Below are 18,952 nucleotides of genomic sequence, written 5' to 3' on the forward strand. Positions count from 1 at the left end.
ATGACCCAGCCCGCGACCCTTTCCCCCCGCCGTTTCCTCCTCACTCTCCTGGGTGGGGTGATGGTGGTGCTGGGCCTGGGCGCTCTGTTCAACTTCGCCGTCGATCCCTATGCCAGCTTCCGCTGGAGCGACATCAAGGGGCTCAACGACCAGAAGACGCTCCGCCGCGACGGCGGGCGGGTGAACAAGGCACTGATCCTGGGCCACACCAAGTTCGACGTGCTGTTCTACGGCACATCGCGGGGCGAGATGGGGCTGGACCCGCAATCACCGGCCTTGGGCGGCGCAAAGGCCTTCAACGCTTCGCTGTCCGACACCAACATCGCGGAGTTGTCCCGCGCGGCCCAATACGCCGCCCGCCACCAGTCGCCCAAGCTGGTGGTGGTGGCCCTCGACCTGATGATGTTCGGCGCCCGCACCGCCACCAGCGGCGATTTCGAGCGTTCGGGCTTCGCCGGGGCCTCGCCCTGGCCGGTCTATGCCCGCCGCCTGCTGTCCTTACAGGCCTTCGACGATTCCGGCTGGGTGCTGTTCAGTTCGGTCAAGGGACTGCGCCAATCCTTCGCCAAGGATGGCACCTACGATATCGGGGCGCGCAAGAAGAGCTTCGACCACCGCGCCGAAATGGACAGCGTGCTGCGCTCGCAACTGGTCTTTCCCGCCACGGCCAAGACCTATGGCGGATTCGCCTATGCGCCCGAGCGCATGGAGGACTTGAAACGCCTTCTGGCCGCCTTCGATAACGGAACCACGCGGGTGGTGCTGTTCATCAGCCCTATCCACGCCAAACTGCTGGAGGCCAAGGCCGCCGCCGGGCTGCTGCCCGCCTGGGAGCAGTGGAAGCGCGATCTTGCAACGACGGTGGCCACCACCAAGGCCGAGTTGTGGGATTTCAGCGGCTATAATCCCATCACCACCGAGGACATTTCCCGCAATCCCGAGATCCGCATGCGCTGGTACTGGGACGGGTCGCATTTCACCAAGGCGGCGGGCAATGCGATCCTGGAGCGGATCATCGCAGGCCTAGGCGACGAATCCTTCGGCATCCGCCTGTCGCCCGACAATGTGGAAGCGGTGATCAACCGCATCCGGGCCGAGCGGACCCTCTATGCCCAAACCCACGCGGACGAGGTGGCCGAGGTCAAGGCCCTGGCCGAGCGCACCGGTATCAGCCGCCGGTGACGCTCATATGCCGGCCCACGGCGGGGTGGGCGTCGCGGTCGATGATGAAGTCGTGGCCCTTGGGCTTTCTGGCGATGGCCTCGGCGATGGCCGCCTCCAGCAACTGGTCGCCCTCGCTGGCCCGCAAAGGCGTGCGCAGATCGGCGGCGTCCTCCTGGCCCAGACACATATACAGCGTGCCGGTGCAGGTCACCCGCACGCGGTTGCAGGTCTCGCAGAAATTATGGGTCATGGGGGTGATGAAGCCGATCCGCCCCCCGGTCTCGGCCACCCTCACATAGCGGGCCGGGCCGCCGGTACGGTAATCGATATCGGACAGCGAAAAGCGCTGTTCCAGCCGTGAGCGCACCAGGGAAAGGGGCAGGTACTGCTCGGTGCGGTCGGAGTGGATATCGCCCATGGGCATGGTCTCGATGAAGGTGAGGTCGAAGCCGTGGCTCCCGCACCATTCCACCAGATGTTCGTGCTCGTCCTCGTTGCCGCCTTTCAGCGCCACGGTATTGATCTTGACCGCCAGACCGGCTGCCTTGGCGGCCATGATGCCTTCCAAGACCTGATCGAGCTTGCCCCAGCGGGTGATGGCCTCGAATTTGGCCGCGTCCAGACTGTCCAGCGAGACATTGAGCCGCCGCACACCCGCCGCCGCCAGACCTTCGGCGTATTTGGCCAGTTGGGTGGCGTTGGTGGTCAGCGTCAGTTCGTCCAGATCCCCCGACTTGACCAGGCGGCCCAGATTGGTGATCAGGCTCATGATATTGCGCCGGACCAGAGGCTCGCCACCGGTCAGACGCAACTTGCGCACGCCCTGGCGGACAAAGGCGCCGCACAGCCTCTCCAATTCCTCCAGCGACAAGATGTCGGCCTTGGGCAGGAAATGCATGTCCTCGGCCATGCAATAGACGCAGCGCAGATCGCAGCGGTCGGTCACCGACACGCGCAGATAGCTGACCTTGCGTCCAAACGGATCGATCATGACGCATCCTCCATGCCCCTCGGCGGGGGCTTGCTGTAATGATATATATGCTGCACCGGCCAAAAACGAGTCTTGGCGTTGGTCAAGGCATTGGCAAAAGGTAGGAGAGAGTCCCATGCCCCCCGCTCCGCAATCCTGCCCCCCGGCCATCGGCGCGGTGATCTATCCGCCGGGCAAGCCGCCCGAGGCCCTGCTGGCCCGGTTCGCCGCCCAATTGACCGAGCGCGGATTCCGGCTGGGCGGATTGCTGCAAGACACACTGCGCGATGCCTCGGGCCGCAAGACGAACATGACGGTGACCGAGATCGATACGGGCCGCAAATTGTCCATCGGCCAAAGCCTGGGCAAGGATGCCAAATCCTGCATCCTGGATTCCCAGGCCCTGGCCGAGGCCTCGGGCTCTGTGCGCCGCGCCATCGAGAGCCATGCCGACCTGCTGTTCATCAACAAATTCTCCAAATCCGAGATGGAGGGCGAGGGGCTGGCTGGCGACATGCTGGCCGCCGTGGCCGAGGGCGTGCCGGTGCTGACCGCCGTGCCCGGCGTGCTGATCGAGGAATGGACAGCGTTCACCGGCGGCCAGACCGAACTGATCGCGCCCAGCCTTGCCGCCCTGTGGCGCTGGTGGGGGCCCGAGCGGCTTTACGCCGATCTGGCCAACGGCGTCGAGGACGCCCCGGTCAAGCGGGTGGTGGTCGGCCTCAACTGGACCATGGTGGAGACCGAAACCGGCCTGGGTCTGGCCCAGACGCCGGAGCGCGGCACGCCGGGATGCAACGCCGCCCCCGATGCGGGACGGCGGAGCGAGGCGGGTCTGAAGGCCCTGGCCGGACTGGTTCATTCCACCAATGCCTTCGATCAGGCCTTAGGGATGGCCGCCTGCAACGCCCATTACAACCGCTTTGATCTGGACCTTCCCGACGGCAACGGACTGGAAAGCTTTGGGGTCAAGGGCGGCGGCACCGTGGTGATCGGAGCCTTTCCCGGCATTGCCGAGCGTCTGCCGGGTGCCAAGGTCATCGACCGCAAGCCGGGTCCCGGCCAATACCCCGAGGCCGCGACCGAATGGCTGCTGCCCGCAGCCGAAGCGGTGATCATGACCGCCTCGACCCTGGCCAACCGCTCGGCGCCCCGCCTGCTGCGCCTGGCCCGTTTCGCCCGCGTCGCCATGGTGGGGCCGGGCGCACCGCTCACCGACCGCCTGACCAGCTATGGAATCGAGGTCAGTTCCGGCCTGATCGCCACCGACCCCGACGGCATGGCCCGCGCCGTGACCGAGGGCGGCGGGGCTAAGGATCTGAAGCGCCATGGCCGCCAAGCCACCATCCGGCGTGCCGCGCCATGATCGCACTGTTCGAGATGGCGGATTCCTGATACTTCGATCGCCACAACAAGCGGGCAGAGAGCGATTGCGGATTTCCTGGTCACTGGGGGCTTGGCGGCCGATGATGCGGCAGATGGAGGATGCCTCGACGGTGGCCATCACCATCGACGACGCCCCCATGCCCGACACCACGCCAGCGATGCTCGACCTGCTGGACCGTTTCGGGGCCAAGGCCACCTTCTTCATGAGCGGCTGCCGCGCGGAGAGCGCCGAAGACGTGATCGCCGAGACGGTGAAGCGTGGCCACGCAATCTATGCCCATGGCTGGGACCATGTGCGCCTCGACCGCGAGCCCACGTCGCGCCTGCGGGGCGACATGGAGCGCTGCGAGGCGCTGCTGGCCCGCCACCGCCCGACGCCTGAACCCTATCTGGTGCGTCTGCCCTATAACGGCGGGCGGCGCTCGGCCCGCATTCACCGGGCACTGGCCCAGTGGCGCCCCGGCTGCGCCCTGGTCCACTGGGGCCCCAGCACTGAGGATCACATGACCTCGACCCGCTGCACCTGTGCCGATGATGTGGAGGTCGAGTGCCGCAAGGATGTGGACCGCCTGCTGGCCGATCCCCGGCTGCCCGGTGGCATCCTTTTGATGCACGACCAGCCCATCAACGAGCGCCCCGGGGCCGAGTTCAAACCCGCCGTCACCATCACCATGCTGCGGCTGCTGCTGGAAGGCCTGAGCGCCCAATCCTTGCGCTGCGTCACCTTGCCGCCGCCCCCGCCTCAGGCGTGGTGGCAACGCTTCATCCTGGTCTGAGAGAGGGATCATCCTTGCGCATTCTCCACACCATTCCGGGACGCAATTGGGGCGGCATGGAGCATCGCACCCTGGAACAGGTGCGCTGGCTGAAATCCCACGGCCACGACGTCTGGCTGGCCTCGCCCCAAGACGGCGAGTCCTATAAGCGCGCCCAGGCCGCCGGGATGCCGGTGGTGGATTTCGACTTCGACCGCCCGTGGAAGCCCGCCACGGTGCGAAGCTTCCGCAAGCTGCTCATCGAAAAGAGTGTCGAGGTGGTTGACACCCATGTCACCCGCGACGCCAAGACCGCCTGCGCCTGCCTGGATCTGGTGGCCGTGGTGCGGTCGCGCCATGTCAACCAGCCCTTGAAGGGCGGCGCCATCCGCCGCCTGCAATGGCGCATGGGCGCCGACCACATCATCACCGTGGCCGAATGCACGCGGAGCCAATTGCTGGGCGTCGGCCTTGCCGATGCCAAACGCTCGGTCTCCATCGGCGGCTGGGCGGACGAGCGCTTCTTCGACCTGCCCGACCCTGTCGCCACCCGCGCCAGACTGCGCGCGGAATTGAATATCCCCGCCGAAGCCTATGCCTGGGTCTGCGTCGGCATGATCCGCCCCGACAAGGGCCAGGACCATCTGCTGGCAGCGTTAGCCCTGCTCAAAGCCAGAGGCCTGTCACCCATGTTGACGATCGTCGGCTCGGCCACCAGCGAATGCGCCGATTACGAGCGCGGTCTACACGCGCAGTTGAGCGCCGCAGGGCTTGCCGGGCAGGTGGTCTTTACCGGCTATCGCGAGGACGTGTCGGAACTGATGCAGATGGGCGACGCGGTGGTGATTCCCTCCCTGACCGAGGCCCAGCCCCGCGTCGCCGTCCAGGCCTTCGCCGTGGGCAAGCCGGTGGTGGCCAGTGCGGTGGGCGGCGTGCCGGAAATCGTCTTCGACGGCGAAACCGGCCTTCTGGTTCCCGCCGCCGATCCCGCCCGCCTGGCCGAAGCCATGGCCCGAATCATGACCGATCATGACGCTACGGCCCGCATGGCCGCCAATGCCCGGCAGATGGCGGAAAAGGACATGCGCTTCGACAATCGCATGAACCAGACCCTGGAGGTCTACCGCACCGCCCAGGCCCATGCCCGCAAACGTTTCCTGCCCAAGTTCAGGGGAGTCGGCGCATGACCTCCCTTTCGGCTCTTGTCGTTGTCTGCAACGAGGAAAAGCGCCTGCCTGCCTGTCTGGAAAAGCTCTCCTTCGCCGACAAGGTGGTGGTGGTCCTCGACAAGTGCACCGACAGCACCAAGGACATCGCCCTGGCCTTCGGAGCCCAGATCGTCGAGGGGCGCTGGGATCTGGAAGGCGATCGCCGCAATACCGGCATTGCCGCCTGCGACACCGAATGGGTGCTGGAGGTGGACGCCGACGAGCATGTGCCGCCCGCCCTGGCCGAGGAAATCCGCCGCACCATCGCCACCACCCCCTTCGACTGGCACGAGATCTTGGTGGACAATTACATCGGCGAGCGGCTGGTGCGCCACGGCTGGGGGGCAAGCTACGGCAAGGCCGCCTATCCCGGCCTGTTCCGCAAATCCGCCAAGACCTGGGGCCGCGACCGCGTCCATCCCTCGCTGGTCTGGCGGGGCCAAAAAGGCCCCATGCTGCAAAACCGGCTGAACCATTACGTGGACAAGAATATTTCGGACATGATCCGGCGCCTGGACTCCTATAGCAGCGCCAAGGCCCGCGACCTGCGCGACCGGGGCGAGACCTGGGGCTCCACCGCCTCCAATATCCGCCGCCTGGTCTCACGCTTCTTCAAATGCTATGTGCGGCGCGGCGGCTGGCGGGAAGGCGGCTACGGCCTGATCATCGCCATCTGCGCCGGGCTTTATCCCCTGCTGTCCCACTTCAAGGCGAAATACGAGAAGGAATAGCGCCGCCGTCATTCACCGTGTTACGCTGAATGACGCCGCATCCCAGGAGGCCGCCATGACCGAACCCGCCGCCAAGACCCAGATTTCGCTGCGCGTCCCCGCCGATTTGGTGGAGGCCTTCGACGCCATCGCCAAAGGCATGGAGCGCGACCGGTCCTGGGTGATGCTGCGCGCTCTCAAGCAATATCTGGAGACCGAGGGCGCCGATGTCCTGCGCGAGCTCGAAGGCATCGCCGCCCTCGACCGCGGGGAAGGCGTGGACTTCGATCAGGTGATGGATGAGGCCGACGCCATCATTGCCGAAGCCATGGCACGCCAGACAAGGAAGGCTGGATGACCTCTCGCCGCCTTGCGATTCTATCGCCGGAAGCCAGCGCCTGGTATCTCGCCGAAATCGCCTACCTAGCCGAACGCAACGCTCTGGCGGCTGAAAAAGTGGCAAGGCGCATCCGCGCCGCCCGGAAAACCCTGGCCGAACACCCCAATATCGGGCCACCGGGCCTCATTCCCGGCACCCGGCGGATGGTGGTCGGCTCCTATGTCCTGACCGTCCGCCTCAAGGGCGGAGCGCCGGAAATCATCGATATCCGCCACGGACGCCAAGCGGACGGAAAGGAATAGCGCCCATGGCCCGCATCGTCATGACCGACGACGGCATTGTCTTCGACGGCGCCACCTTGGAGGAGCGGCCCTTAGGGGGAGCCGAGACCTCGTTCATCGAGATGGCCAACGCGCTGGCGGCACGCGGGCACGAGGTGCTGGTCTGCAACAAATGCGAGGCCGAACGGGTCCATAAGGGCGTCACCTGGAGGCCGCTTTCCCAGGGCGTGCCCGAGAGTGCCGATCTGTACATCCCCAATCGGGGCGACAGGCTGATCCGCCTGTGCCCCAATGCCAGGCGCACCATCTTCTGGATTCACAATCCAGCCGGCTATCTCTTGAAGTGGCGCTATCAGTGGAAGCTGGCGCTTCGCCGCCCGGTCATCGTCTTTTCCGGGGCCAGCCACGCCTCCACCTATCCCGCTTGGGGTTTCGCGGGCGGGCGGGAAACCGTGCCTTACGGCCTCACCGACCTGTTCTGCCACGCAAACCCGCGCGACCAAGCGCCGCCGCCCCGCGTGGTCTTCACCTCCAATCCCATGCGCGGCCTCGACTGGCTGCTCGACATCTGGGAACGGCGCATCCGTCCCGCCGTGCCCAATGCCGAACTGCACGTCTTCGCTGGAACCGCCACCTATGGCGCGGCGGGCGCGGCCAAGGCGGGCCGCATGGGCGTGGTTCTGGACAAGGCCGCCGCCATGTCCGATAGGGGCGTGGTGCTGCGCGGCCCCGTCCCCAAGACCCAATTGGTGGACGAACTGGCTGCCGCCCGCGCCCTGCTCTATCGCGGTGATATCGGCGAGACCTTCTGCTCGGCGGTGGCCGAGGCCCAGGCCATGGGCGTGCCCGCCGTGCTGGGCGACATCGCCTGCATGAACGAGCGGGTGATCGAGGGTGAAACCGGCCATTGCCTCAAAGGCGACGATGCCTTCGCCGAAGCGGGGATCCGCATCCTCACCGACGATTCCCTGTGGCGGCGGATGCATCTGGCCTGTCTGGAGAAACAGCGCTCCTGGCGCTGGGATCAGGCGGCGGCCGAATTCGAACGCATCGGCGATTTGGCCTCGTCATCGCCGGTCAGCGCCACGCAATAGACGGCGAACAGCCACTGGCAGGCCAGCCACCAGGCCTGCCAGGCGCCAAAGCTCGACGCTCCCACCACCAGCGCTCCCGCCAGCATGGCCAACCCGGCCGGGCCGCTGCGGGCCGAGCGCGACAACCTCATGACCAGAACCAGCGCTCCGGCCAGCATGATCAGCGCGCCCACGCCGCCGATCTCAACCCAGACCTGCAGGAACAGATTGTGGGGATGCAGCGGCAGGGCCAGGCCCTCCACATCCATGACCACGTCGCCGCCCCAGGCCGGAAGCTTGAGATAGGAATTGCCCCCCGGCAATTCCCGCGAACCGTCCAGCCCCCAGCCGAGGACGGGACGCTCGGCGATCCGCTCGGAGGTGAACTTCCAGATGGCGAAACGGTGAAACATGGAATTGGGCAGGAAGCGGGTCTTGGCCGCCAGTTCGAACAGCGGCGGCATATTTGCGATGACCACCGGCGTCACCAGAAAACCTGCCGCCAGCACCACGGCCAGGATGGCCGCCACCGGCTTGCGCCGCCACGAAGCCACCGCCAGGACAAGCCCCGCCAGGGCGAAGGCCACCAACCCGGTATTGCTGCCCACCACCACGCCACACCCAACCAGGGCCAGGGGCAGCAGGACCACAGCCGCCCAATTCCTCTGCCGCCAGTACCAGACCAACAGCGGCGCCAGCAGGATGCCGAAGATGGAAATGCCGATCTTGAAATGGCTCATGACGTGGAATTTGGACGGAGGCTGCCCCCGAAGACGCATGACGAAGTCATCCACGGCTCCCCTGCTCAGCAGATCTGCCAGGATCACGGCGAAAAAGACCACCATGGCCGCCGTAAGACCCCATGCGACCCAGCGGCGACCCGCCGCGTTAAGGTGCGAAGCCGCCGCCAGGGAAATGATCCCGGCCCCGATCAGGGCGGCGATCTGTCCGGCGCGCGGCAGGGCCAGCCCCGGCGTTACTTCCCACCACCGGCTGAGTCCGCCCCAGACGATGAAGACCATGAAGGCGATGGCGATGCCGCGTCCCAGGGGCCAAGAGAACGTCCCGCTGCGCAACAGGCTCCACAAACCGGCCACGGCCACGATGATCAGCAGAACCACGGTCCCGCGATTGACATAGGCCAGCAGCGGAATCATGGCCAAGGCGATTCCGAACAGAATGAAGGCCATGAAGCCCTGGGTTCCGCCCTTCAAGGCGGACCAGCACTCAGCCATCATCGTCGAAACCCCAGCCCTGACCATCGCGCCGATTTTCCCCGCGTCTTAAAGAGAGGTTGGCTAACACATAATGCCCAAAGCGTCCAGCAACGCCCCCGGCCAGACAACAAGGATGAAATCATCCCTGTTCCGATCTAGGATACGGCCCCGCCCAAGGCTGCGCGAATCCGGATGAGACTCCTCGATCTTTACCTGACCTTACGCCTCGCCTTGTCAACGGCGGTTCACACCCTTGCCGGGCGCGTGAAGGGACGCAGTTACGTCCCCCATCCGCGCACCATGCTGTTCATCGAGCCCACCAGCCATTGCAACCTGGAATGCAGCTTCTGCACCTATCGCCTTGACCGGCATCCCCGGCTGACCCTGGACATGGAGCGGTTCGAAGATTATGTCGCCCAGGCGAGAGCCATGGGCTTCGCCGACATGGTCCTGACTCCCATCAACGGTGATGTGTTCATGGACCGGACCATCCTCGACAAGCTGCGTCTGCTCGATCGCCTGAAGGATGGTCCCGGCATCATCCTCTACACCAATCTGATCGGCGCCTCGGCGGAGCAATTGGGCGAGATCCTCGCCCTGGCCCGCCTGAAGATGTTCCAGGTCAGCATCTACGGCCACGATTTCGAGACCTTCCGACGCATCACCGGACGCGGCCAGGTCCAGTTCCGCCGCCTGTTGGCCAATCTGGAGACCATCGCCGATCTGGTCGCCCAAGGCGTAGTGCCCCAGGCCCTGAGCATCTGCGTGCGCACCGAGCGCCATTACCGCCTGGAGGACGAAGCCTCGGGCGAGCTTCATGTCCTGTTGCGTCGCCTGATCAGCCTCGGCATCCCCGTCTCGGTGCAATCCTGCCTCGACGATTGGGGCGGACTGGTGGCTGAGACCGATCTGGACGGTCTGGACATGCCCCTGATCCGGGGCCGCCTGATCCCCAAGAACGGCGCCTGTATCGAGCCCTTCTACAACGTCCAGATCCTGGCCGATGGACGGGTCAATGCCTGCGCCTGCCGCTCGGTGGGCGAGGATCTGATCATCGGCGATCTGCGCCAAGACGATCTCAAGACCATCCTGTCGGCCCGCAACCCCGCCTATACCGGCCTGATCGAACGCCAGCAGAAAGGCGACTTTCCCCAGACCTGCCGGGGCTGCTCGTTCTATCGCAGCATCTATGACCGCCGGATCAGGAATGCCTCGCCCCTGGGCCATATGAGCCTGGAGCAGTTCCACACCTTTCTCAGCCGGGAATGACGCGCCGCCATGTCCTTGTCCGCAAATCTATTTCGCCCCCTGGGCCTGGGAACCATCCTCGATCGCCATCCCATGACCGGCCTCGACATCGGATCGCGCGGCGGGTTCGAGCCCGATCTAATGCCCATAGCCTTCGCCGTGGACGCCATCGGTTTCGAGCCCGAGCCCGAGGCCTTCGCCCGGCTGGGTGACCAGCCCAAGGGAGCATGGCGTTCGCTGCGCCATCTGCCCAGTGCCATCGGGGCCAAGGATGGCCCGCAGATGCTGCACATCACCCGCGACCCGGTCTCCACCTCGCTGTTGCGCCCTGATCCCTCCATCGGCGAGGCCTTCGCCAAGCCGCAATTCTTCGAAGTGGTGCGCGAGGTGCCGGTTGCCTGCCGCACCCTCGATTCCGCCCTGGCCGAAGCGGGGGTTTCCGACCCCGCCTATCTCAAGATCGATGTGGAAGGGGCCGAGCTGGACATCTTAAAGGCCGCGCCCGCCACCCTGGCCTCGCTGCTGGCCATCAAGGCCGAGGTGGGCTTTCTGCGCTTTCGCCATGACCAGCCCATCGCCGCCGAGATCGAGTTGTTCCTGCGCGGCCAGGGATTCGAACTTCTGGACTTCATCTCGCCCCGCCGCTGGCGCATCCAGGGCTATGTCATCCATCCCCAGGCGGGAGAGGGCGCCGTGCCCTATAGCCGGGGACGGCTGATGCAGGGCGACTATCTGTTCCTGCGCGATCCCGACACCATCGCCGAGCCCCAGCGTCTGTTCCACCTGGCCATGCTGGCCATGGCCCATGGTTTCTTCGATACGGGGCTTGCCATTCTGTCGCGCCCCGCCGTCGCCGCCTGGCTGGGCCAGCCGCCCGAACCCCTGGTGGCCGAAGCGTCGAAGGCCTTTGGCCGCATGGTCTGGCGCCAATCGGTGGTGCGTCATCTGCGGCTGCTGTGGACCTATGGCCGCTCAGCGCTCAATCTGTTCCTGAAATAGGGTTTCCAGCACCGCCGCTTGGCCGCCCCAGCCATACTGGGCCAGACGGCCAAGATCGGGGGCGCAGCCTTGCGGGCAGGTCTCCAGCGCCGCCGCCACCTCTTGCGCGCTCGAACATCCCAGCAGCACCCCGCCCAATCGGGCCGCGAGACGTTGCGCATCACCCCCTTCGGGCGGCAGGCAGATCATGGGCCGGGCCAGGGCGATCAGTTCGAATAGTTTGTGCTGGAACAGGGCGCGCGGCGTGCGCACGTAAAGGGTCGCCCAGGACCTGGCCGCCATGTCCCTGATCTCGCCTAAGGTGCGCCAGCCCGGCGCCTCCAGCACGGCACCGGGGACCAGCCGCCCTGCAGCGTCGAGAAACCGCGCCGTCTCGGACCCGGCATAGGTCAGGGTCAGCGGTCGCCCCGCCTGCCAGCGCCCCACGCCCGCCAGCAATTCCTCCAGTTCCGCCTGACCATACAGCCCGCCCAGCAGCAGCAGGCGGCGCTCGTCGCCCGCTGGCGGCATGGGGGCCAGCAGACCGTCGCCGATACCGCTGTGAACAACCCTGGCCCCCGTCCCGAACCAGGGCACCGCATCCTCGGCATGATCGGGCGAAAGCGCGGTCAGCGCTGCGAAATCGCCGAAGCGCCGGGCCAGCAGACCCCGGATGGGCGCCGGAATAAAGACGCTCCACGGATCCTTGACATCCATCACCCAGGGGCAACCGGCCAAGGCGGCGATGCCGCGCCCGATGGCCAGGGCATCGGTATTGCCGAAGGTCGCCCACACCACTTGGGGGCGGAAGGCTTTTGCCAGCACGGGCCAGAAGGGGCGGCTGCCGTCGCGCCAATCACTGAACACCCCGCCACGGATAAGGTAATAGCCCGCCGCCACCGCCTTGCGCAAAACGGCGGGCAGATGCCCTTCGCGAAAGGCCGAAAGCAGGCGGTCGCGGCGCGGCGCGATGGCCAGCCGGAAGGGCGAGGCCCAGTCATGACGCCCCAGCGCCGCCGCCAGATCCTCGGGCCGGTAATCGGCGGGATGGCCCTCCAGCGTCTCTGTCAGCAGCACCACCTGATGCCCCCGCGCCGCCAGGGCTTCGGCGAAGCGGGCCATGCGGGTGGCGCAGACATGGGGCGTGTCGGGATGGCAGTGGTTGACCAGGACGGCGCGCATCAGGGAAGCGCCTCCACACCCGGTTGGGCCGTGATGCGCTCCAGGAAATGCCTGCGCCAGGATTCCAGCATCAAGGGCCGCCACAGCACCCAGCCCAGATGAGTCTCACCCGCCCGGAAGCGGCGGATGGCGCAGCGCCACCACGAGACATTCCAGTAACCGGCCCTGGCGAAGGACGGGTCCTCGATCACCCGTTCCGCCTCGTCGATCAGCCCCTGAGCGAACCAGATGTCCTGGGGCGGCAAGAAGCCCTGCTTGTTCCAGCGGGTGCGCACTTGTTCCGGCAAGATGCCCTTCACCGCTTCGCGCAGCAGCCGCTTGGTCTGGGCCTCGCCCATCAGCAGTTTCGGATCCAGCGACAGGGCGAATTCGGCGATGCGGTGATCGCAGAACGGCAGCCGCACCTCGCGCGAATGGGCCATGGAATTGCGGTCGCCATAGCGCAGCAGCACTGGCAGATGGGTGGAAAACGAATCACGCATCAGTTCGGCGGCCAGGGGCGACCAGCCCTGGGGCACCACCGGCGGGGCATTGGCCTTCGCCACCTGTTCGGCCAGATCGGGGGAGAGGCCGAACAAAAGATCGCTGCCTTTGCCGCTGATCTGCGCCAGCCAATGGCGCAGGCGGGGAGGCAAGGCCTTGGACAGGGCCTGACGCGGGCTATCCAGAGCGCCGGGATAGCGGGCGCGGATGGCCGCCTCCTCGGCCCCGCGCTCAGGCCCTGGCAAACCGGCGAGATAGCGGGCGAAATATTGCTCGTAACCACCCAGGATCTCGTCGGCGCCCTGGCCGTCCAGCAGCACGGTGACCCCTTGCTCCTTGGCCAGACGGAAGACGCAGTACTGGGCATACTGGCTGGCGCTGCCCACCGGCAATTCGTTGGCCCACAGAAAGTCGGGCAGATCGGCCAGCAGCCCGGCGGCACTGGGCTCCACCTGATGGACGATGGCGCCCGCCGCTTGCGATGTATGGCGGGCATAGTCCCACTCATCGGCCCTGGTGCCGGGAAAGCGCCCGGTGAACACATGATAGGGCGCGTCATCACCCAGCAGGCGCCGGGCCAGCATGATGATCGAGCCCGAATCCAGCCCGCCCGACAGGCACGACCCCACCGCAACGTCGGACCGCAGCCGCAGGCGGATGGAATCGGTCAAGAGATCGCGGAACCGCTCCGCCGCCTCGCCCATGCCAAGCGCGCCCAAGGCCGGATCGCGCGCCAAAGTCCAATAGCGGTCGATGCGGGTGTCCAAAGTGGACAGGTCCAGTTCCAGGCGCTCGCCCGGCAGCAATTGAAGGATGGCGGGAAACAAGGTGGCGCGTTCGTCGTCCAGGCCGGTGGCGGGCCGATGGGCAAAACGCAGCAGCGGCACCGGATCGAAATCGCGCCCGATCTCGGCCATGGCCAGCAATGCCTTGTATTCCGAGGCAAAGGCGAACAGGCCGGGCCGCGCGGCGAACAGAAAGGGCTTTTCCCCGAAACGGTCGCGGGCGCAGACCAGGACCTTGCGGCGGCGGTCAAGGATGGCCAGGGCGAACATGCCGTTGAAGCGGGCGAAGCACTCTGGCCCCCAACGATCATAGGCGGCCAGCAGCACCTCGGTGTCGCTGTTGGTGTGAAAGACCTCGCCCAGCCCCACCAGTTCGGCCCGCACCTCGACGAAGTTATAGATCTCGCCATTGAAGACGGTGACCAGGCCGTCCCGCTCCATGGGCTGATGGCCCGCGGCGGAAGTGTCGAGGATGGACAGCCGCCGGTGGCCCAGCACGGCGCAGCCGTCATCGGAGCGCCAGATTCCCTGGTCGTCGGGTCCCCGGTGGACCAGACGACCGGTCATGGCCTCGACGGCTCCGGGACTCACCGGCCGGTCGGCGACAATGCCTGCGATACCGCACATCTGCTAACGCCATCCCCGTTGCCGTAAGGTCCCATGTACTCCAGCCCCCTGAACGGCGCAAGCGGCCTTCCAATTGCCCCCAGAGCGGGGATGGGGTAAGGGTTGGGCCATGAAACGCGCCGCCCATACCGACAACCCCCGCGCCATCGCCGTCGACCTGCTGTCCATGGTGTTGGACAAGGCCCGCCTGCTCGACGACGTGCTCGACGATTCTCGCCTGTCGAAGCTGGAAGAGCGCGACCGGGGCTTCGTGCGCATGCTGCTGGGCACCACGCTGAGGCGCCTGGGCCAGATCGACGCCCTGATCGAGCATTGCGTGGAAAAACCCATGCGAGCCGGGGCCGCCGGGGCGGAACATGCGCTGCGCCTAGGAATCTGCCAGTTGCTGTTCCTCGACGTGGCGCCCCATGCCGCCATTTCCACCACGGTGGATCTGGTCAAGGGCTCCAAGCTGGCCGGTTTCGCCAAGCTGTTGAACGCCGTGCTGCGCCGCCTGGACCGTGAAGGCCGCGAACTGGTGACCGAGCAGGATGCCGGGCTGCTCAACACACCGGAATGGCTGTGGCGCTCCTGGGTCCGGGCCTATGGCGAAGACGGCGCGCGGGCCATCGCCCAGGCCCATCTCATCGAGGCGCCCGTGGATATCACCGTGGCCGCCGATCCCGCTTTGTGGGCCGAGCGGCTGGAGGCCTCCATCTTGGCCACCGGCTCGCTGCGCCGCGCGGGCGGCGGCTCCATCGCCGCACTCCCCGGTTTCAACGAGGCGGCGTGGTGGATTCAAGACGCCGCCGCCGCCCTGCCCGCCCGCCTGCTGGGCGACGTCAGGGGCAAGGCCGTGGCCGATCTGTGCGCCGCACCGGGCGGCAAGGCGCTGCAATTGGCCGTGGCGGGAGCCGAGCTCACTGCGCTCGACCGTTCGGCCAAGCGGCTGGTGCGATTCACCGATAACCTGAAGCGTCTGGGCCTGAAGGCCAAGGTGGTGGAAGCCGATGCCGGGGCCTGGAGTCCACCCGCGCCTTTCGACGCCATTCTGCTGGACGCGCCGTGTTCGGCCACCGGCACGCTGCGCCGCCACCCCGATGTGGCGCGCCACAAGAACCCCGCCGAGGTGATGAAGCTGGCCGGGGTTCAGGCCCGCCTGCTGCGCGCCGCGCTGCCCATGCTCAAACCGGGCGGCACCCTGGTCTACTGCACCTGTTCCCTGGAGCCCGAGGAAGGGCCGGAGCAGATCGCCGCCCTGCTGGCCGAGGGCGCACCGCTCAAGCGCGTTCCCATCCGGGCCGAGGAGGTGGGCGGGCTCGCCCAACTGATCACCGCTGACGGCGATCTGCGCACCCTGCCCTGCCATCTTGCCGAACTGGGCGGCATGGATGCATTCTTCGCGGCGCGTTTGGAGAAGATGTCATGAAGCGCTTCGTCCTCATCGACCGCGACGGCACCATCAACGTCGAAAAGCATTACCTGTCCGATCCGGACCAGTTGGAGCTTTATCCCGGCGTGGGCCGCGCCATCCGGCGGCTGAACATGCTGGGCCTCGGCGTGGCCGTGGTCACCAATCAGTCCGGCATCGCGCGCGGCTATTTCGATCTGGAACGTCTCGACCAGATTCACAACCGCCTCTACACGCTTCTGGAGTCCGAGGGCGCCATGGTGGACGGGCTTTATATCTGTCCGCATGGCCCCGACGACGACTGCGCCTGCCGCAAGCCGCTGCCGGGCATGGTGAGCCAGGCGGTGGCCGAGCATCATTTCGACCCGGCCCAATCCTTCATGATCGGCGACAAGGAAGTGGACGTGGAACTGGGCCATGCGGTGGGCGCCGTCAGCATCCTGGTGCGCACCGGCCACGGCCCCAAATTCGTCGAAGGCACCAAGGCCGATTACGTGGTCGACGACCTGCCCCAGGCCGTCGCCGTCATCGAGAAGCTGCTGGCATGCGCATCCTCTTCCTGACCGAAAACTATCCGCCGGAAACCAATGCCGCCGCCACCCGTGTGTCCGAGCGCGCGGCCTATTGGATCAAGGCCGGGCATCAGGTCACGGTGCTGACCTCGGCCCCCAATTTCCCCGGCGGCAAGCTGTTCGACGGCTGGCGCAATTCCTGGCGCCAAGTCTCGGAGGTGGACGGCATCCGGGTGGTCCGCGTCAAGACCTATATCGCCCCCAATGAGGGCTTCGCCAAGCGCATCCTCGACTTCCTGTCCTTCATGGTTTCGGCCTTCGTCGCCGGACTGTTCGAAGCGCGGCCCGACGTGGTGGTCTCCACCAGCCCGCAATTCTTTGCCGCCGTGGGCGGCTGGGCCCTGGCCGCCGCGCGCCGCGTTCCCTTCGTCTTCGAACTGGGCGATCTGTGGCCGCGCTCCATCACCGCCGTGGGCGCCATGAAGGACAGCCCCGTCATCCGCGCCATCGAGGCATTGGAACTGTTCCTCTACCGCCGCTCGGCCGCCGTGGTGGCGCTGACCCGGGCCTTCAAGGCCGACCTTATCGCGCGCCGCATTCCGGGCGAAAAGATCGCCGTGGTGATCAACGGCGTCGACCTGCCCCGCTATGCGCCAAGGCCGCGCGACGAGGCCTTGGAGGCCGAATGGGGGCTCAAGGATAAGTTCGTCATCGGCTATGTGGGCACCCACGGCATGGCCCATGGCCTGATCAATGTGCTGGACGCGGCGGAACGCCTGAAAGAGACCGCGCCCCATATCCGCTTTCTTCTGGTGGGCAACGGCGCCGAGCGCCAGATGCTGATGCAAGATGCGGGGCGCCGTGACCTCACCAATGTGGTGTTCGGCCCCTCCCAGCCCAAGGAGCGCATGCCCGCCGTATGGTCGCTGTGCGATGTGGCGCTGATCCATCTGAAGGATTCCCCCGCCTTCGCCGAGGTGATCCCGTCCAAGATGTTCGAGGCCATGGGAATGGGCCTGCCCCTGCTGCTGGTCGCACCCAGGGGCGAGGCGTCGCATATCGTCGAGGCCGACAGGGCCGGGCTGTTCGTCCCCGCCGCCGACCCGGACGCCCTGGCCGCTGCCGCGCGGCGTATGGCCGATGAGGTCGAGGAGCGCAAGACCCTGGCCGTAGCCAGTCTGGCCGCCGCCTCGTCCCATACCCGCCAGCGTCAGGCGGAACTGTTCATCCAAGTGCTGGAAAAGGTGGTTGCCGGGCGCGGCCCCACCGAAGCTGGCGCCATCGAGGGCTGAGCCCATCATCTTTTCGTTGACGGGGAGGGGCGGCTTTGTCCACAACCCCCTGGCAAGTGTTTGAGGAGCCTCGTTCCATGTCCACCCCGTCGTCGCGGATCGCCGTCATCGGCCTGGGCTATGTCGGCCTGCCGCTGGCCGTGGCCATCGCCCGCCACTTCCCCACCATCGGGTTCGACATCGATCAGGGCCGCATCGGCGAGTTGCACAAGGGCTTCGACCGCACCGGCGAGGTGGAGGCGTCGCGCCTCAGAGCCAGCACCATGCGCCTGTCGGCCAAGGCCGAGGACATCATCGGCCAGGACGTCTACATCGTCACCGTGCCCACCCCGGTGGATTCCGATAACCGCCCGGACCTCAAGCCCGTCCTGTCGGCCTGCCGCAGCGTCGGCCAGGCCATGAAGAAGGGCGCCGTGGTGGTGTTCGAAAGCACCGTCTATCCCGGCGTTACCGAAGATATCTGCGGGCCCGAGCTGGAAAAGCATTCCGGCCTTAAATGCGGCACCGACTTCTTCCTGGGCTACAGCCCCGAGCGCATCAATCCCGGCGACCGCGAACACACCGTGGACCGCATCACCAAGGTGATCGCCGGTCAGACCCCCGAAGTGACGGCCCTGCTGACCCGCGTCTACGGCTCGGTGACCACGGGCGGCGTCTTTCCCGCCGCCTCCATCCGGGTGGCCGAAGCCGCCAAGGTGATCGAGAACGCCCAGCGCGACATCAACATCGCCTTCATCAACGAGATCACCATGATCTTCCAGAAGCTGGGGATCTCGGTCTACGACGTGCTGGACGCCTCGTCCACCAAGTGGAACTTCCTCAATTTCAAGCCAGGTCTGGTGGGCGGCCACTGCATCGGCGTTGATCCCTTCTATCTGGCCCAATGCGCCCAGGATAACGGCCACCATCCGGAAATCATCCTGTCGGGACGACGCATCAACGACGGCATGGGCGAATGGATCGCCGACCGGGTCTCGGCCCAGTTGACGGCAGGCTCGCGCATCCTGGTTCTGGGCCTGACCTTCAAGGAGAACGTCCCGGATCTCAGAAATTCCAAGGTGGTGGACGTGATTCGGGCGTTGCGCAACAGGGGCCATACCGTGGATGTTCACGACCCCTTCGCCGACCCGGCCGAGGCGGCGCACGAATATTCCGAGACCCTGATGCCCAGCCTGGACGGAGCGCGTGGCTATGACTGCCTGCTGGGCGCCGTGCCCCACCAGTCCTATGTGGCCTTCTCGGGCGAGAACTTCACCACCTTGGTCCGCGACGGCGGGCTGGTGGCCGACGTCAAGGGCATGTGGCGCGGCATGGATATTCCCGAATCTCTGCGCCTCTGGCGGTTGTAGCC

General features: G+C 66.3%; 18 protein-coding genes. 14 read left to right on the forward strand and 4 right to left on the reverse strand.

Annotated features, from left to right (window positions below):
• A complete protein-coding gene (locus CCC_RS15955) occupies positions 1 to 1,182 on the forward strand; it encodes a hypothetical protein (protein ID WP_009871196.1) in 1,182 nt (393 codons plus the stop codon).
• Here the strand turns inward: CCC_RS15955 and moaA are convergent.
• Positions 1,169 to 2,155 (reverse strand): GTP 3',8-cyclase MoaA, encoded by a 987-nt coding sequence (moaA, locus tag CCC_RS15960; protein WP_009871197.1) that lies wholly within the window; start codon positions 2,153 to 2,155, stop codon positions 1,169 to 1,171. The two genes, CCC_RS15955 and moaA, sit on opposite strands and share 14 nt — an antisense overlap.
• 115 nt (positions 2,156 to 2,270) lie before the next feature.
• Here moaA and CCC_RS15965 point away from each other — a divergent pair, with 115 nt between their 5' ends.
• From CCC_RS15965 to CCC_RS15995, 7 genes are all read left to right on the forward strand, one after another.
• Positions 2,271 to 3,500 carry a DUF2478 domain-containing protein gene (locus CCC_RS15965; protein WP_009871198.1) on the forward strand — a complete coding sequence of 410 codons (1,230 nt, stop codon included), beginning with the start codon at positions 2,271 to 2,273 and terminating at the stop codon, positions 3,498 to 3,500.
• A 100-nt stretch (positions 3,501 to 3,600) separates the two neighbouring features.
• Positions 3,601 to 4,296, forward strand: coding sequence for a polysaccharide deacetylase family protein (locus CCC_RS15970; RefSeq protein ID WP_009871199.1), 696 nt, complete (start codon positions 3,601 to 3,603; stop codon positions 4,294 to 4,296).
• A 14-nt stretch (positions 4,297 to 4,310) separates the two neighbouring features.
• Positions 4,311 to 5,462: a glycosyltransferase family 4 protein gene (locus CCC_RS15975; RefSeq protein ID WP_041042056.1), complete on the forward strand. Its 1,152-nt coding sequence runs from the start codon at positions 4,311 to 4,313 to the stop codon at positions 5,460 to 5,462.
• Positions 5,459 to 6,214: a glycosyltransferase family 2 protein gene (locus tag CCC_RS15980; RefSeq protein WP_009871201.1), complete on the forward strand. Its 756-nt coding sequence runs from the start codon at positions 5,459 to 5,461 to the stop codon at positions 6,212 to 6,214. Before CCC_RS15975 ends, CCC_RS15980 begins: the two co-directional genes overlap by 4 nt.
• A 55-nt stretch (positions 6,215 to 6,269) precedes the next feature.
• The gene (locus tag CCC_RS15985) at positions 6,270 to 6,551 is read left to right on the forward strand and encodes a CopG family ribbon-helix-helix protein (RefSeq protein ID WP_009871202.1); all 282 of its coding nucleotides are present in this window, start codon (positions 6,270 to 6,272) and stop codon (positions 6,549 to 6,551) included.
• Complete coding sequence (locus CCC_RS15990; protein ID WP_009871203.1) at positions 6,548 to 6,835, forward strand: type II toxin-antitoxin system RelE/ParE family toxin; 288 nt, start codon at positions 6,548 to 6,550, stop codon at positions 6,833 to 6,835. Before CCC_RS15985 ends, CCC_RS15990 begins: the two co-directional genes overlap by 4 nt.
• Before the next feature lie 5 nt (positions 6,836 to 6,840).
• Positions 6,841 to 7,908: a glycosyltransferase gene (locus CCC_RS15995; RefSeq protein WP_009871204.1), complete on the forward strand. Its 1,068-nt coding sequence runs from the start codon at positions 6,841 to 6,843 to the stop codon at positions 7,906 to 7,908.
• Here CCC_RS15995 and CCC_RS21295 read toward each other — a convergent pair.
• The gene (locus CCC_RS21295) at positions 7,839 to 9,125 is read right to left on the reverse strand and encodes an O-antigen ligase family protein (protein WP_009871205.1); all 1,287 of its coding nucleotides are present in this window, start codon (positions 9,123 to 9,125) and stop codon (positions 7,839 to 7,841) included. The two genes, CCC_RS15995 and CCC_RS21295, sit on opposite strands and share 70 nt — an antisense overlap.
• Before the next feature lie 171 nt (positions 9,126 to 9,296).
• Between CCC_RS21295 and CCC_RS16005 the strand changes: the two genes are divergently transcribed.
• Positions 9,297 to 10,373, forward strand: coding sequence for a radical SAM/SPASM domain-containing protein (locus CCC_RS16005; protein WP_009871206.1), 1,077 nt, complete (start codon positions 9,297 to 9,299; stop codon positions 10,371 to 10,373).
• 9 nt (positions 10,374 to 10,382) lie between these two features.
• The gene (locus tag CCC_RS16010; protein WP_009871207.1) at positions 10,383 to 11,351 is read left to right on the forward strand and encodes an FkbM family methyltransferase; all 969 of its coding nucleotides are present in this window, start codon (positions 10,383 to 10,385) and stop codon (positions 11,349 to 11,351) included.
• On the opposite strand, the gene CCC_RS21300 is transcribed toward CCC_RS16010, so the two are convergent.
• Positions 11,325 to 12,512, reverse strand: coding sequence for a glycosyltransferase family protein (locus CCC_RS21300; RefSeq protein ID WP_009871208.1), 1,188 nt, complete (start codon positions 12,510 to 12,512; stop codon positions 11,325 to 11,327). The genes CCC_RS16010 and CCC_RS21300 overlap by 27 nt on opposite strands.
• Positions 12,512 to 14,407 carry an asparagine synthase (glutamine-hydrolyzing) gene (gene asnB / locus CCC_RS16025; RefSeq protein ID WP_009871209.1) on the reverse strand — a complete coding sequence of 632 codons (1,896 nt, stop codon included), beginning with the start codon at positions 14,405 to 14,407 and terminating at the stop codon, positions 12,512 to 12,514. Before asnB ends, CCC_RS21300 begins: the two co-directional genes overlap by 1 nt.
• A 109-nt stretch (positions 14,408 to 14,516) precedes the next feature.
• Between asnB and CCC_RS16030 the strand changes: the two genes are divergently transcribed.
• From CCC_RS16030 to CCC_RS16045, 4 genes are all read left to right on the forward strand, one after another.
• On the forward strand, positions 14,517 to 15,815 hold the full coding sequence (locus tag CCC_RS16030; RefSeq protein WP_009871210.1) for an RsmB/NOP family class I SAM-dependent RNA methyltransferase: 1,299 nt from the start codon (positions 14,517 to 14,519) through the stop codon (positions 15,813 to 15,815).
• Complete coding sequence (gene gmhB, locus CCC_RS16035; protein WP_009871211.1) at positions 15,812 to 16,360, forward strand: D-glycero-beta-D-manno-heptose 1,7-bisphosphate 7-phosphatase; 549 nt, start codon at positions 15,812 to 15,814, stop codon at positions 16,358 to 16,360. Before CCC_RS16030 ends, gmhB begins: the two co-directional genes overlap by 4 nt.
• Complete coding sequence (locus tag CCC_RS16040; RefSeq protein WP_009871212.1) at positions 16,342 to 17,601, forward strand: glycosyltransferase family 4 protein; 1,260 nt, start codon at positions 16,342 to 16,344, stop codon at positions 17,599 to 17,601. Before gmhB ends, CCC_RS16040 begins: the two co-directional genes overlap by 19 nt.
• A 77-nt stretch (positions 17,602 to 17,678) precedes the next feature.
• Complete coding sequence (locus CCC_RS16045; protein ID WP_009871213.1) at positions 17,679 to 18,950, forward strand: nucleotide sugar dehydrogenase; 1,272 nt, start codon at positions 17,679 to 17,681, stop codon at positions 18,948 to 18,950.
• The last annotated feature ends 2 nt before the right edge of the window (positions 18,951 to 18,952 follow it).

The sequence above is a fragment of the Paramagnetospirillum magnetotacticum MS-1 genome (assembly GCF_000829825.1).
In the GTDB taxonomy this organism is placed as follows: domain Bacteria; phylum Pseudomonadota; class Alphaproteobacteria; order Rhodospirillales; family Magnetospirillaceae; genus Phaeospirillum; species Phaeospirillum magnetotacticum.

Coding starts and splice junctions, on each gene's coding strand:
- CCC_RS15955 (WP_009871196.1), top strand. CDS start 1: ATGACCCAGCCCGCGACCCTTTCCCCCCGCCGTTTCCTCCTCACTCTC.
- moaA (WP_009871197.1), bottom strand. CDS start 2,155: ATGATCGATCCGTTTGGACGCAAGGTCAGCTATCTGCGCGTGTCGGTG.
- CCC_RS15965 (WP_009871198.1), top strand. CDS start 2,271: ATGCCCCCCGCTCCGCAATCCTGCCCCCCGGCCATCGGCGCGGTGATC.
- CCC_RS15970 (WP_009871199.1), top strand. CDS start 3,601: ATGATGCGGCAGATGGAGGATGCCTCGACGGTGGCCATCACCATCGAC.
- CCC_RS15980 (WP_009871201.1), top strand. CDS start 5,459: ATGACCTCCCTTTCGGCTCTTGTCGTTGTCTGCAACGAGGAAAAGCGC.
- CCC_RS15985 (WP_009871202.1), top strand. CDS start 6,270: ATGACCGAACCCGCCGCCAAGACCCAGATTTCGCTGCGCGTCCCCGCC.
- CCC_RS15990 (WP_009871203.1), top strand. CDS start 6,548: ATGACCTCTCGCCGCCTTGCGATTCTATCGCCGGAAGCCAGCGCCTGG.
- CCC_RS15995 (WP_009871204.1), top strand. CDS start 6,841: ATGGCCCGCATCGTCATGACCGACGACGGCATTGTCTTCGACGGCGCC.
- CCC_RS21295 (WP_009871205.1), bottom strand. CDS start 9,125: ATGATGGCTGAGTGCTGGTCCGCCTTGAAGGGCGGAACCCAGGGCTTC.
- CCC_RS16005 (WP_009871206.1), top strand. CDS start 9,297: ATGAGACTCCTCGATCTTTACCTGACCTTACGCCTCGCCTTGTCAACG.
- CCC_RS16010 (WP_009871207.1), top strand. CDS start 10,383: ATGTCCTTGTCCGCAAATCTATTTCGCCCCCTGGGCCTGGGAACCATC.
- CCC_RS21300 (WP_009871208.1), bottom strand. CDS start 12,512: ATGCGCGCCGTCCTGGTCAACCACTGCCATCCCGACACGCCCCATGTC.
- asnB (WP_009871209.1), bottom strand. CDS start 14,407: ATGTGCGGTATCGCAGGCATTGTCGCCGACCGGCCGGTGAGTCCCGGA.
- CCC_RS16030 (WP_009871210.1), top strand. CDS start 14,517: ATGAAACGCGCCGCCCATACCGACAACCCCCGCGCCATCGCCGTCGAC.
- gmhB (WP_009871211.1), top strand. CDS start 15,812: ATGAAGCGCTTCGTCCTCATCGACCGCGACGGCACCATCAACGTCGAA.
- CCC_RS16040 (WP_009871212.1), top strand. CDS start 16,342: ATGCGCATCCTCTTCCTGACCGAAAACTATCCGCCGGAAACCAATGCC.
- CCC_RS16045 (WP_009871213.1), top strand. CDS start 17,679: ATGTCCACCCCGTCGTCGCGGATCGCCGTCATCGGCCTGGGCTATGTC.